Annotated in this window: 13 protein-coding genes; 6 read left to right on the forward strand and 7 right to left on the reverse strand. The window is 68.8% G+C overall.

The window, feature by feature from the left end:
• Window positions 1-25: 25 nt before the first annotated feature.
• From RSO68_RS10300 to ggt, 6 genes are all read right to left on the reverse strand, one after another.
• On the reverse strand, window positions 26-616 hold the full coding sequence (locus RSO68_RS10300) for a YajG family lipoprotein (RefSeq protein WP_315586524.1): 591 nt from the start codon (window positions 614-616) through the stop codon (window positions 26-28).
• 73 nt (window positions 617-689) lie between these two features.
• Window positions 690-1,793, reverse strand: coding sequence for a sulfate/molybdate ABC transporter ATP-binding protein (locus RSO68_RS10305; protein ID WP_315586525.1), 1,104 nt, complete (start codon window positions 1,791-1,793; stop codon window positions 690-692).
• Window positions 1,790-2,617: a sulfate ABC transporter permease subunit CysW gene (cysW, locus tag RSO68_RS10310; RefSeq protein WP_315586526.1), complete on the reverse strand. Its 828-nt coding sequence runs from the start codon at window positions 2,615-2,617 to the stop codon at window positions 1,790-1,792. Before cysW ends, RSO68_RS10305 begins: the two co-directional genes overlap by 4 nt.
• A gap of 1 nt (window position 2,618) precedes the next feature.
• Window positions 2,619-3,491 (reverse strand): sulfate ABC transporter permease subunit CysT, encoded by an 873-nt coding sequence (gene cysT / locus RSO68_RS10315; RefSeq protein WP_315586527.1) that lies wholly within the window; start codon window positions 3,489-3,491, stop codon window positions 2,619-2,621.
• Between the two features lie 21 nt (window positions 3,492-3,512).
• A complete protein-coding gene (gene cysP / locus RSO68_RS10320) occupies window positions 3,513-4,523 on the reverse strand; it encodes a thiosulfate ABC transporter substrate-binding protein CysP (RefSeq protein ID WP_089847238.1) in 1,011 nt (336 codons plus the stop codon).
• Between the two features lie 187 nt (window positions 4,524-4,710).
• A complete protein-coding gene (gene ggt / locus RSO68_RS10325) occupies window positions 4,711-6,441 on the reverse strand; it encodes a gamma-glutamyltransferase (RefSeq protein ID WP_315586528.1) in 1,731 nt (576 codons plus the stop codon).
• A gap of 145 nt (window positions 6,442-6,586) precedes the next feature.
• Between ggt and rpe the strand changes: the two genes are divergently transcribed.
• The 3 genes from rpe to RSO68_RS10340 are packed head-to-tail and all read left to right on the forward strand — an operon-like array spanning window position 6,587 to window position 8,477.
• Window positions 6,587-7,285, forward strand: coding sequence for a ribulose-phosphate 3-epimerase (gene rpe, locus RSO68_RS10330; RefSeq protein ID WP_315586529.1), 699 nt, complete (start codon window positions 6,587-6,589; stop codon window positions 7,283-7,285).
• Window positions 7,286-7,294: 9 nt separating this feature from the next.
• Complete coding sequence (locus RSO68_RS10335; protein WP_089847244.1) at window positions 7,295-7,588, forward strand: GIY-YIG nuclease family protein; 294 nt, start codon at window positions 7,295-7,297, stop codon at window positions 7,586-7,588.
• Window positions 7,589-7,634: 46 nt separating this feature from the next.
• Complete coding sequence (locus tag RSO68_RS10340) at window positions 7,635-8,477, forward strand: mechanosensitive ion channel family protein (protein WP_315586530.1); 843 nt, start codon at window positions 7,635-7,637, stop codon at window positions 8,475-8,477.
• Window positions 8,478-8,548: 71 nt separating this feature from the next.
• On the opposite strand, the gene RSO68_RS10345 is transcribed toward RSO68_RS10340, so the two are convergent.
• Window positions 8,549-9,847: an NAD(P)/FAD-dependent oxidoreductase gene (locus RSO68_RS10345; protein ID WP_315586531.1), complete on the reverse strand. Its 1,299-nt coding sequence runs from the start codon at window positions 9,845-9,847 to the stop codon at window positions 8,549-8,551.
• Window positions 9,848-9,951: 104 nt separating this feature from the next.
• On the opposite strand from RSO68_RS10345, the gene gph reads away from it, so the two are divergent.
• The 3 genes from gph to RSO68_RS10360 all read left to right on the forward strand — a co-directional run bounded on the left by gph (window position 9,952) and on the right by RSO68_RS10360 (window position 13,129).
• Window positions 9,952-10,746 (forward strand): phosphoglycolate phosphatase, encoded by a 795-nt coding sequence (gene gph, locus RSO68_RS10350; RefSeq protein WP_315586532.1) that lies wholly within the window; start codon window positions 9,952-9,954, stop codon window positions 10,744-10,746.
• 249 nt (window positions 10,747-10,995) lie between these two features.
• Window positions 10,996-12,492 (forward strand): anthranilate synthase component I, encoded by a 1,497-nt coding sequence (gene trpE, locus RSO68_RS10355; protein ID WP_089847301.1) that lies wholly within the window; start codon window positions 10,996-10,998, stop codon window positions 12,490-12,492.
• Window positions 12,493-12,544: 52 nt separating this feature from the next.
• Window positions 12,545-13,129, forward strand: coding sequence for an anthranilate synthase component II (locus RSO68_RS10360; protein ID WP_315586533.1), 585 nt, complete (start codon window positions 12,545-12,547; stop codon window positions 13,127-13,129).
• Window positions 13,130-13,140: the final 11 nt, after the last annotated feature.

Consider the following 13,140-nt stretch of genomic DNA (forward strand, 5'->3'; position numbering starts at 1 on the left):
GCGCGAGACGGCCCGAGACGCGGGATCAGCGCGCCAGCAGGTGCCCGAGCTCCGGGTCGCGGAAGGCGCGATTCAGGCCGTCGGCGAGCAGCGCGTTGACCATCCGGGTGTTGGCTTCCTTGTCGGGGCGCAGGGCGTATCCCTGGGTGCGGCGCGAGGTATAGGTGCCGGTGTAGGTGGTGCCGGCGTTGATCGCCTCGGCAACCAGCACCGCCTCGAGCCGCGCCTCGTCGATGAAGGGGCGACTCTCGCCGCGCTCGTAGCCCAGGTGCTCGAGGGTCAGCGTCAGGCTGGGCCGCCCCTCGGCGCGCTCGGTGGTCGGGGTGAAGCCCATCTCCCGCACCGCGCGCTCGGCCTCGGCCTGGAGCTCGGGCACCAGCTCGTGGGCGTTGACGGTGATCACCGCCGTGGACATGGCGCTGCCGGTGCGGGTGCCGAGCACCTCGCTGTCGCGGCCGTCCACGGCGGTCACGGTGACGGCCTGGCCGCTGCCCGTCTGGGGTACGCCGGCCGTGCGGCGGGGATCGAGCTGAAGGTAGTGGGGGCTGGCGCAGCCGGCCAGCCAGCCGGCGGTGAGTAGCAGGGCACAGGCCCCCAGGACGCGTCGACGCTGCATGGCAAGACTCCTGATGAAAAAGGCTCCCGATGAGTGATCGGGAGCCCGAGTATATCGCCCCGCGGGCGGCCCATCAGCCCGCGGTGGCAAGCCTCGGTCGCCCGGCCGGGCGTGCGCCGTCGTCGTCGAAGCTATGCCAGCGGCGCGGCAGCGCGTAGAGGCGCTTGCCGCGGGCCAGCGCCAGGTGCTCGAAGTCGGCGTGGCGCACCGTGGCGAGCCACGGCTCGGCGAGCCAGTCGGCGGCGAGCTCCACGCGCACCTCGGCGCCCACCGGCGAGACCGCGGTCACGGTCATCGGCAGGTGCGCTTCGGCGCTCGGCGCCGGTGCCAGTGCCAGCTCGTGGGGACGCATCAGCAGCTCCGCCGCGCCGTCGGGCAGGTCCACCGCCAGGCGCGCCTCGCCGCAGGTCAGCACGCCCTCCCGTACCTCGCCCTCGAGGTGGTTCACATCGCCCAGGAACTCGAAGACGAAACGGTTGGCCGGGGCGCGGTAGAGAGACTCGGGGGTGTCAATCTGCTCGATGCGGCCGTTGCTCATCACCGCGACGCGGTCCGAGAGCTCCAGCGCCTCCTCCTGGTCGTGGGTGACGAAGACGCTGGTGAAGCCCAGCTCGTCATGCAGGTGGCGCAGCCAGCGCCTGAGCTCCTGGCGCACCTTGGCGTCCAGCGCCCCGAAGGGCTCGTCGAGCAGCAGCACCTCGGGGCGCAGCGCCAGGGCGCGGGCCAGCGAGACCCGTTGCTGCTGGCCGCCGGAGAGCTGGGCGGGGTAGCGCGTTGCCAGCTGCTCGAGCTGGACCATCTCCAGCAGGCGGTGCACCCGGGTGCGAATCTCGCCGGACGAGGGGCGCTCGCGGCGCGGCAGCACCGTCAGGCCGAAGGCCACGTTGTCGTAGACGCTCATGTGTCGGAACAGCGCATAGTGCTGGAAGACGAAACCGATGCGCCGATCGCGCACGTGTACCCGGGTCACGTCGCGCTCGCCGAACTGGATGCGCCCGGCGGGGTCGCGGTCGGGGGACTCCAGACCCGCCATGATGCGTAGCAGGGTGGTCTTGCCCGATCCCGAGGGGCCGAGCAGGCCGATCAGCTCGCCCTCGCGGATGTCCAGGTCGATCGGTGAGAGGGCGCGGGCGCGGGGCCCATAGTGCTTGGCGATGTTCTCGAGACGAATGCTCATGCGAGGGCCTCCCGGCGCGCGGCGCGCCACTCCAGGCCGGCCTTGGCGGCCAGGGTGAACAGGGCGATCAGCGCCAGTAGGGCGGCGCTGGCGAAGGCGCCCACGGTGTTGTAGTCCTGATACAGCAGCTCGACGTGCAGCGGCAGGGTGTTGGTCTCGCCGCGGATCGCCCCGGAAACCACCGAGACCGCGCCGAACTCGCCTACCGCCCGGGCATTGGTCAGGATCACCCCGTAGAGCAGCGCCCAGCGGATGTTGGGCAGGGTGACCCGGCGAAACAGCGTGAAACCCGAGGCGCCGAGCGTCACCGCCGCCTCCTCCTCGCGGGAGCCCTGAGCCTGCATCAGCGGGATCAGCTCCCGGGCGACGAAGGGGCAGGTGACGAAGACGGTGACCATCAGGATGCCCGGCCAGGCGAACATCAGCTGGATATCGTGGGTGTCGAGCCAGCCGCCGAGCCAGCCGTTGCGCCCGTAGAGCAGCAGGTAGACCAGGCCCGCCACCACCGGCGAGATGGCGAAGGGGATGTCGATCAGGGTCTGCAGCAGGCGCCGACCGGGAAAGGTGAAGCGCGTCACCAGCCAGGCCAGCATCACCCCGAACACCAGATTGATGGGAATGGTCAGCGCGGTGATGAACAGCGTCAGGCCGATGGCGGCCAGGGTATAGGTGTCGCTCACGTTGACCCAGAAGGTACCGAGGCCCTGGGAGAAGGCCTGGGCGAAGATCGCCACCAGCGGCAGCAGCAGAAACAGCGCCGACAGCGCCACGGCGGCGCCGATCAGCAGGCGGCGCAGGGCCGGCGCATCACCGATGCGTTGCATGTCAGTTGCCTCCGTGCAGGCGACGGATGAAGCGTCCCTGCCACAGGTTGATGGCCAGCAGCAGCGCGAGTGAGGTGGCGAGCACCACCGAGGCGATGGCCGAGGCGCCCACGTAGTCGTACTCCTGCAGCTTGACGAAGATCATCAGCGAGGTGATCTCGGTCTCGTAAGGCATGTTGCCGGCGATGAAGATCACCGCACCGAACTCGCCCAGCGATCGCACGAAGGCGAGCCCGGTGCCGGTGACCAGCGCCGGCCACAGGTGCGGCAGGATCACCCGGCGGAAGGCGACCCCGTCCTGGGCGCCCAGGGTCATCGCCGCCTCGTCGATTTCGTGGGGCAGGTCCTCGAGGATCGGCTGCACCGTGCGCACCACGAAGGGGATGCTGGTGAAGGCCATGGCCAGGGCGATTCCGACCCAGGTGTAGGCCACCTCCAGGCCCAGCGGGGCGAGCGCCTGGCCCATCCAGCCGTTGCTGGAGTAGAGGGTCGCCAGGGTGATGCCGGCTACCGCGGTGGGCAGGGCGAAGGGCAGGTCCATCAGCGCATCCAGCGCGCGCTTGCCGGGGAAGTCGTAGCGCACCAGCACCCAGGCCAGCAGCAGCCCGAAGGCGGCGTTGACCAGCGCCGCCACCGCGGCGGCGCCGAGGGTGATTGCATAGCTCGCCACCACCCGGGGCTCGCTGATGATGGCCCAGTACTCGCCGAGCGACAGGCCGGCCAGCTGACCCACCAGGCCGGTCAGCGGCAGCAGCAGCACCAGCGAGACGAAGGTCAGGCTGATGCCGAGCGAGAGCCCGAAGCCCGGCAGCACCCGCTGGGTGCGGCCGGGGAAGGGCAGGGCCAGGCGGGACCCGGCGGCGCGTTGGCTCATGGCGAAGGCTCCGCGGCGTGCCTAGCGGCGCTGCAGCTGGTCGAGCCGGCCGCCGCTTTCGAAGTGGGCCTCCATGGCCGCGTCCCAGCCGCCGAAGACGTCTTCCACCTTCAAGAGCTCGGTCTCGGGGAACTGGTCGGCGAACTCCGCCACCACGGCCTCGTCATGCACCCGGTAGTTGAAGCCGGCCAGCAGGCGCTGGGTCTCCTCGGCGTAGAGGAACTCGAGATAGTCGCGGGCGAGCTCCAGGGTGCCGTTGCGCTCGGCGTTGTCCTCGACCACGGCCACCGGGAACTCGGCCAGGATGCTGACCGGCGGCACGATCACCTCGTAGTCGTCGCTGCCGTACTCCTGGCGGATGTTGTTGACCTCGGACTCGAAGCTGATCAGCACGTCGCCGATGCCGCGCTCGATGAAGCTGGTGGTGGCGCCGCGGCCGCCGGTGTCGAAGACCTTGACGTTGCCGAGGAAGTCGCGCATGAACGTCGTCACCCGCTCCTCATCGCCGTCGAAGGCGCGCTCGGCGGCGCCCCAGGCGGCGAGGTAGGTGTAGCGGCCGTTGCCGGAGGTCTTGGGGTTGGGGAACACCAGCTCGACGCCCTCGGCGGCCAGGTCGTCCCAGCTCTCGATGCCCTCGGGATTGCCCTCGCGCACCAGGAAGGCGGTGGTGGAGTAGTAGGGCGAGGCGTTGTTCGGCAGCCGCTGCTGCCAGTCCTCGGCGACCAGGCCGGCATCGGCCAGCACCTGCACGTCAGTGACCTGGTTGTAGGTGACCACGTCGGCACGCAGGCCCTGGAGGATCGCACGGGCCTGGGCCGAGGAGCCGCCGTGGGACTGCTTGATGCTCAGGGTGTCGTCGTGGCTCGCTTCCCAGTGATCCTTGAAGGCCGGGTTGACGGTTGCGAACAGCTCTCGGGCGATGTCATAGGAGGAGTTGAGCAGTTCGCGCTCCTCGGCCATGACCGGGGCCACCACGCCGAGGGCGATGGCGGAGGCGACGAGGGTGCGGCGGAAGAGGGGCAGCGGCGACATGGTGACTCCTTGGGCGACGGTTTCCTTAGAGGGCTAAGGTAAACAGCGCCAGGTGGAATTACAATGCCGTCTTTTATTCCTTTTTAGAATTTGTGTATCCGTCGACGCTAAACCGCCGACGCCCTCGGCGAGGCCGAGGGCGTCGGGATTTGCGGGGCCGCACGTGGGCGTGCGGGGCGGTTGAGCGCTAGAGCCCCATGGCCGAGGAGGTGGAGCGCCGCGGGTCGGCGCCACCGTAGAAGCGACCGTCCTCGATCACGATCGACTGGGCGGCGCCCATCGCCGACTCCTGACTGATGGTGTGGCCCTTGCCCTCGAGCAGCTCCAGGGTGTCGGGGCTGAAGCCGGCCTCGATGCGCAGCTCGTCGGGCAGCCACTGGTGGTGCAGGCGCGGGGCGCTGACCGCCGACTGGATGTTCATGTCGTGGTCGATGACGTTCATCAGCACCTGCAGGGTGGTGGTGATGATCCGCGAGCCGCCGGGGCTGCCGGTGATCAGGAAGTTCTTGCCGTCCTGCTTGACGATGGTCGGCGTCATCGACGACAGCATGCGCTTGCCGGGCTCGATCCTGTTGGCCGCGCCGCCGATCAGGCCGTAGGCGTTGGGCACGCCGGGCTTGGCGGAGAAGTCATCCATCTCGTTGTTGAGCAGGAAGCCGGCGCCCGCCACGGCGATCCCCGAGCCGTAGCTGAAGTTGATGGTATAGGTGTTGGAGACCGCGAGGCCCTCGTCATCGGCGATGGAGAAGTGGGTGGTCTCGTTGGACTCATAGGGCAGCGGGTTGCCCGGGGCGATCTCCTCGCTCGGCGTGACGCGATCCATGGCGATCTCGGCGCGCAGCTCGTCGGCGTAGCCCTCGGAGGTGATGCCCTCGAGGGGCACGTCGACGAAGTCGGTGTCGCCCAGGTACTCCGAGCGGTCGGCGTAGGCGCGCTTCATCGCCTCGGCCATCAGGTGCATGGTGTTGGCCGCGCCGAAGCCCATGTCGCCGATGTCGTAGGCTTCGAGGATATTGAGCATCTGCACGATATGGGCGCCACCGGAGGAGGGCGGGCTCATGGCGTATACGTCGTAGCCGCGGTAGTTGCCATGGCTCGGTTCACGGATCACCGGCTGGTAGGCGGCCAGGTCCTCGCGGGTGATCAGGCCGTCATGGCGCTCCATCTCGGCGACGATCAGCCGGGCGGTCTCGCCCTCGTAGAACTCGCGGGCACCCTGCTCGGCGATGCGCTTGAGCGTCGCCGCCAGGTCCGGCTGGCGGAAGGTGTCGCCGACCTCGTAAGGGCTGCCGTCCTCCTTGAAGAACATCGCCTCGGTCGAGTCCCACTTCGTCAGGCGCTCGCGGGTCGCGCTTACCCCGTCTACGAAGCGCTGGGGCACCTCGAAGCCCTCCTCGGCAAGCTTGATCGCCGGCGCCAGGGCCTCGGCGAGGCTCAGGGTGCCGTATTCCTCCAGCGCCAGGGCCAGGCCCGCCACGGTGCCGGGCACGCCGGCGGCGCGATGGGTGAAGCGTGACCATTCGGAGACGGCGTTGCCGTCCTCGTCCTGGAACATGGTTTCGGTGGCGGCTGCGGGGGCCTCCTCACGATAGTCGATGGCGATGACCTCGTCGCTTTCTTCATCGGAGATGAGCATGAAGCCGCCGCCGCCGATGTTGCCGGAGCGGGGCTGGGTGACGGCCAGCGCGAAGCCCGCGGTGACGGCGGCGTCCACGGCGTTGCCCCCGGCGGCGAGCACATCGTGGGCGACCCGTGAGGCCAGGAAATGGCTGGTCGCCACCATGCCCCCGGCGCCCTCCTGGGGGTGAAAGCGCTCGCCTTCGAGGATGGCCGGCTGAGCTAGCAGCGGCGGGGCGAAGAGCAGCGTGCCGGCGAGCAGGCCGGCACTCAGAGGATGCGACAGGCATCGGGTCATCATCGGGGTTCTCCGTTGAGGGTGGGGCGTGCCCTGATCACTATCGGCCGGGCTTGGCGAACCTGCAAGCCATACGGCGGGGGGCGAGATGCTGCTAGAATGCCGCCCATTGTGCCCCCCTCGACTCTCACAGGAACCGATCGTCGCCATGACCGACTCCCGACTCGATTTCCAGATTGCGCCCTCGATTCTCTCCGCCGATTTCGCCCGCCTGGGCGAGGAGGTGGACGATGTGCTGGCGTCCGGCGCGGACATCGTCCACTTCGACGTGATGGACAATCACTTCGTGCCCAACCTGACCATCGGCCCGATGGTCTGCGAGGCCCTCCGGCAGCACGGGGTGACCGCGCCCATCGACGCCCACCTGATGGTCAGGCCGGTGGATCGGCTGATCGGCGACTTCATCGATGCCGGGGCCAGCTACATCACCTTTCACCCGGAGGCCTCCGATCACATCGACCGCTCCCTGCAGTTGATTCGCGACGGCGGCTGCAAGGCGGGCCTGGTGTTCAACCCGGCCACGCCGCTCTCCTTCCTCGACTACGTGATGGACAAGGTCGACATGATCCTGTTGATGAGCGTCAACCCGGGCTTCGGTGGCCAGTCGTTCATCCCCGGCACCCTCGACAAGCTGCGCGAGGTGCGCCGCCGCATCGATGCCTCGGGGCGTCCGATCCGCCTGGAGGTCGACGGCGGGGTCAAGGTCGATAACATCGCCGAGATCGCCCGCGCAGGGGCCGATACTTTCGTCGCCGGCTCAGCCGTGTTCAAGGCGCGCAACGCGGCCGACCCGCACCGCTACGACGGGGTGATCGGCGACTTCCGCCGGGCCCTGGCCGGCGCCTGAGGCGGCTCGATGAGCGCCGCCGATGCGCCGAGCCCGGCCGCCGAGCGCCTCTGGTATCTCTACCTGATCGAGACCGCATCGGGCGCTCTTTATACTGGCATTACCACCGACGTCGACCGACGGCTGGCCGAGCATCGTGGCGGGCGCGGCGCCAAGGCGCTGCGCGGCAAGGGGCCGCTTACGCTGGTGCATCGCGAGTGTATCGGCGAGCACGGCGCGGCGCTGCGCCAGGAAGCCGCCGTCAAGCGCCTGAGCGCCGCGGCGAAGCGGCAGTGGCTGGCCCGGCGCCGGGCCGGCGAATGATCACCATGGACGCGGGGCGCGGCCTCGCCAGCACAGGGAGCACCCCATGAATAGCCAATGGATCAGTGATTTCGTCCAGATGCAGGGCACCAACTTCGCCATCAACCTGGTGGCGGCCGCCGCCATCTTCGTGGTCGGGCGCTGGGCGGCGAAGCTCGTGCACCGGTTCTCGCTCAAGGCCATGCGGCGCGGCAAGGTCGATCCGCTGCTGGTCAAGTTCCTGGGCAATATCCTCTATGCCCTGCTGCTGGCCTTCGTGGTGCTGGCGGCGATCAGCCAGGTTGGCATCCAGACCACCTCGCTGATCGCGGTGATCGGTGCCGCGGGCCTGGCCGTGGGGCTGGCGCTGCAGGGGTCGCTGGCCAACTTCGCCGCCGGGGTGCTGGTGATCATCTTTCGCCCCTATAAGATCGGCGACTACGTCGAGGCGGGCGGCGTGGCCGGGGTGATCGAGGACGTACAGATCTTTACCACCGAGCTCAAGACCGGCGATAACCGCAAGATCATCGTGCCCAACGGCCAGATGATGAGCGGCGCCATCACCAACGTCTCGGCTCACGACACCCGGCGGGTCGATCTGGCGGTGGGGGTTGGCTACGAGGCCGACATCGACACCGTGCGTCGCGTGCTGCAAGGCGTGGTGGCCGACGACTCCCGGGTGCTGGCCGATCCCGCGCCGAATATCCGCATGAGCGCCATGGGCGACTCCAGCGTCACCTGGATCGTGCGACCCTGGGTCAGCGCCGGCGACTACTGGGACGTCTACTGGGAGATGATCGAGGAGATCAAGCGTCGCTTCGATCGCGAGGGCATCAGCATCCCCTTTCCCCAGCGTGACGTGCATGTCTATCACCACGGCGAGGTGGCGGGAGGCCTCGACGAGCGCTGAGCGCCGCGCAGGCTCCATTGACGAGGGCCCCCGGGGAGACCCGGCGGCCCTCGTCGCGTTTCATCACGGCGTCAGTGCAGTTTCAGGCGCGGTTTCAGGAAGCGGTTGAGCCCGTCCACCACGACCATCAGGCCGGTCTTCAGGGTGCCGTGGATGGCGCGCTGGTGCATGCGATAGAGCGAGGCGTAGAAGAACTTCGCCAGGTGCCCCTCGATGAACAGGCTGCGCGCCGAGGCGCCGCGCATCAGGCTGCCGATCGCGTCGAAGTGCGCCAGCGAGATCAGCGAACCGCGGTCCCGGTAGACGAAGGACTTGAGCGGCTTGTCGGCGAGCCTGGCCTGTAGATTGTGGTACAGCGTGGCGACTTGCTGATGGGCGGCCTGGGCGCGCGGTGGCACCGTGCTGCCGTCCGGCTGCGGGCAGCTGGCGCAGTCGCCCATGGCAAACACCCGGGGATCCTCCGTGCTCTGCAGGGTGTCGTGGACCTTGAGCCGGTGGTTCTTCTCCGTCGGCAGGCCCAGCTGCGAGAGCAGTGCCGGCGCCTTGATGCCCGCCGCCCAGACGCCGAGATCGATCTCGATGCGCTCGCCGTCGGCGGTATGGATCGCCGCGGCCTCTACCTGGGTCACGCGCGTCTCGGCATGGATCTTCACCCCCAGCCGCTCCAGCTCACGGTGGACCGCCTCGCTGATGCGTTCCGGCAGCGCCGGCAGCACCCGCGGGGCGGCCTCGATCAGGTGCACCTCGAGCCGGTCGCTGTCCAGGGAGGTGACCCCGTAGCTGTGCAGCATCCGCGAGGCCTCGTGGAGCTCCGCCGCGAGCTCGACCCCCGTGGCGCCGGCGCCGACGATGCCCACCGCCATGCGCGCCGGCCGCTCGCGGCGCGGGTCGTTGTGGCGCAGGAAGGTGTTGAGCATCTCCTGGCGGAAGGCTTCGGCCTGGTGGGGGCTGTCGAGAAAGTGGCAGTGCTCGACAACGCCAGGCGTGTCGAAGTCGTTGCTGACACTGCCCAGTGCCAGCACCAGCTGGTCGTAGGCGAGCTCCCGGGCGGGCAGCACCTCGTCGCCGGCGTCATCGAGCACCGGGGCCAGCGTCAGGCTGCAGGCCTCGCGATCGATGCCGCCCAGGGTGCCGCGCTGGAACCGATAGCCGTTAAGGCTCGAGTGCGCCTGGTAGGAGATCTCGTCCAGCCCCGAGTCCAGCGCCCCGGTCGCGACCTCGTGCAGCAGCGGCTTCCAGATATGGGTGGCGTCGCGATCGACCAGCACGATCTCGGCGCGGCCGCGCTTGCCGAGCTTGCGGCCGAGCCGGGTGACCAGCTCGAGGCCGCCGGCCCCCCCGCCGACCACGACGATTCTTGGCAGGTCCATGTCACTCTCCCGAAAGGTTGAGGCTCCAGCATAAGCCTTAGCCGATTTCCTGCCCATGGCCGGTCCGGCATAATGGGTTATCGACTCATTCGACGAGAGGCGTCATGCACCCCATCCTCAACGACATTCGGCTGGTGGCCTTCGACCTGGACGGCACCCTGATCGATTCCGTGCCTGACCTGGCCGTGGCGGCCGATGCCGCCCTGGTGGATCTCGGCCTGGCGCCCCAGGGCGAGGCCCGGGTGCGCAACTGGGTCGGCAACGGCTCGCTTACGCTGATGGAGCGTGCGCTGCGGTTCGCAACACAGGCTAGCGAGTTGCCGGAGACTGATCGCAGAGGAGGTCCTATGCCTGGGATGGCATCGGTAGCGCCCAGGGAGGTGGTCACAGCGCCCCCTCGTAGATCAGTCGCCGGAAAAGCCTCGCTCGAGGCCGGTGAAGAAATCGATAAAGACTTGCTAGAGCAGGCCCACACCGCCTTCCTCGCCCACTACGGCCGCGCCCCCTGCGCCCGCACCCGGCTCTATCCCGGGGCGCGCGAGGCGCTGGAGGGCTTGAGCGCGCGCGGGCTGCCCCTGGCGCTGGTGACCAACAAGCCGAGCGCCTTCATTGCGCCGCTGCTCGAGGCCTTCGACTTGGCGCGCCACTTTGCGCTCTGCCTGGGGGGCGATAGCCTGGCGGCGAAGAAGCCCGATCCGGCGCCGTTGTTGCACGTGGCGGCGCACTTCGACGTGGCGCCCTCGGCCTGCCTGATGGTCGGCGACTCGCGCCACGACATCGAGGCCGGCCGCGCCGCGGGCTTTCGCACCCTGGCGGTTCCCTACGGCTATAACCACGGCGAGCCGGTGGCGCTGAGCCGCCCGGATGGCACGGTTGAATCGCTTGCGGAACTCGTTTAGGGTGATTTTGTCTGGGCTATAATGAAGCCCGATAACGATAGTTTTTTGTTATAACGGATCTCGCGATCTCCTCCGATGGACACCCGCATGACGCTGGATGCCTTTTCCCGCCTTACCGCTGCTCGCCCCCTCTCGCGCCCCGGCATGGCCGGCGGCTGGCGATGGTGACGCTCGCCTGACCGGGCGCCCCGGCGGGGCGTCCCTCGATCCACCAGTGTCTTTCTCTCCACCGCGAGGACCCCGGGCATGATGACTCCCGAGCGCTTTCATGAGCTGGCCGACGCCGGCTATAACCGTATTCCGGTCACCCGCGAGGTGCTGGCCGATCTCGATACCCCGCTCTCGACCTACCTGAAGCTCGCCGACGCGCCCTGGACCTTTCTGCTCGAGTCCGTGCAAGGCGGCGAGAAGTGGGGGCGCTACTCGATCATCGGCCTGCCGTGCCACGAGCGCATCGAGGTGCGCGGCTTCACCGTCCGCCATATCGTCGACGACCAGCAGCTGGGCGCCGTGGAGGTGGAGGACCCCCTCGAGTGGATCGAGCGCTTCCAGGCTCGCTTCAAGGTGCCGCGCCTGGACGACCAGCCGCGCTTCGACGGCGGCCTGGTGGGCTACTTCGGCTACGAGACCATCCGCTATATCGAGCCGCGCCTGCGCGGCCCCCACGTCGACGCCAAGGCCGATCCGCTGGGCGTGCCGGACATCCTGCTGATGGTCTGCAATGATCTGGTGGTGTTCGACAACCTCTCCGGCCGGCTGACGCTCTGGACCCACGCCGACCCGGCCGAGGAGGCCGCCTACGCGCGGGCCGTGGAGCGCCTGGAGCGCCTCGAGATGCGCCTGCGCAGCGCCACCCACAACACCGTCAGCCCCGGCACCGGTCGCGCGGCGGTAGAGGAGGGCGACTTCACCTCGGGCTTCACCGAGGAGGGCTTCAAGGCGGCGGTGGAGCAGATCAAGGAGTACGTGCTGGCCGGCGACGTCATGCAGTGCGTGCCCTCCCAGCGCATGTCGATTCCCTACCGGGCCGCGCCGCTGGATCTCTATCGCGCCCTGCGCAGCCTCAATCCGTCGCCCTACATGTTCTACCTGAACCTGGGCGATCACCAGGTGGCCGGCTCCTCGCCGGAGATCCTCACCCGCCTGGAGGACGGCGAGGTCACCGTGCGGCCCATCGCCGGCACCCGCAAGCGCGGCCACAGCGAGGAGGAGGATCGGGCGCTGGAGGCCGAGCTGCTCAATGATCCCAAGGAGCTCGCCGAGCACCTGATGCTGATCGACCTGGGGCGCAACGACGTCGGACGCATCAGTGAGACCGGCTCGGTCACCGTGACCGACAAGATGGTGGTGGAACGCTACTCCCACGTGATGCACATCGTCTCCAACGTGGTCGGGCGCCTGAAGCCCGGCCTCTCCGCCATGGACGTGCTGCGCGCCACCTTCCCGGCCGGCACCGTCTCCGGCGCCCCCAAGATCCGCGCGCTGGAGATCATCGACGAGGTGGAGCCGGTCAAGCGCGGCGTCTACTCCGGTGCCGTGGGCTACCTCTCCTGGCACGGCAACATGGACACCGCCATCGCCATCCGCACCGCGGTGATCAAGGATGGCCAGCTGCACGTCCAGGCCGGCGCGGGCATCGTCGCCGACTCGGTGCCGGAGATGGAGTGGCAGGAGACCCTCAACAAGGGCCGTGCCCTGTTCCGCGCCGTGGCCATGGCCGAGCGCGGCCTGGACAACCTCGAGTGACCCCTGATTCCTGTCGCCCGGCCCTGGCCGGGCGAGTGCCGGAGAGCGCACCATGTCCGTGCTGATGATCGACAACTACGACAGCTTCACCTTCAACGTGGTCCAGTACCTCGGGGAGCTGGGCGCCGAGGTGGCGACCCACCGCAACGACGCCATCACCCTCGACGAGATCGAGGCCCTCGCGCCGAGCCATTTGGTGATCTCGCCCGGGCCCTGCACCCCCGACCAGGCGGGCATCTCCATGGCCGCCATCCGCCGCTTCGCCGGACGCATCCCGGTGCTCGGCATCTGCCTGGGGCACCAGGCCATCGGCCAGGTCTACGGCGGGCGCGTGGTGCGCGCCCCCCAGGTGATGCACGGCAAGACCTCGCGGATCCGCCACCTCGGCCAGGGCGTGTTCGAGGGCCTCGAGGAGCCGCTGGAGGTGACCCGCTATCATTCACTGGTGGTGGAGCGCGAGAGCCTGCCCGACTGTCTGGAGGTCACCGCTTGGTGCGACGAGGACGACGTCACCCCCGGGCTGATCATGGGGCTTCGCCACCGCGAGCTCGACGTGGAGGGCGTGCAGTTCCACCCCGAATCGATCCTCACCCGCCAGGGCCATGAGCTCCTGGCCAACTTCCTGAAGCGTCGCTGAGCCGTGCCCCA

This window comes from Halomonas saccharevitans (genome assembly GCF_032333995.1).
In the GTDB taxonomy this organism is placed as follows: Bacteria; Pseudomonadota; Gammaproteobacteria; order Pseudomonadales; family Halomonadaceae; genus Halomonas; species Halomonas saccharevitans.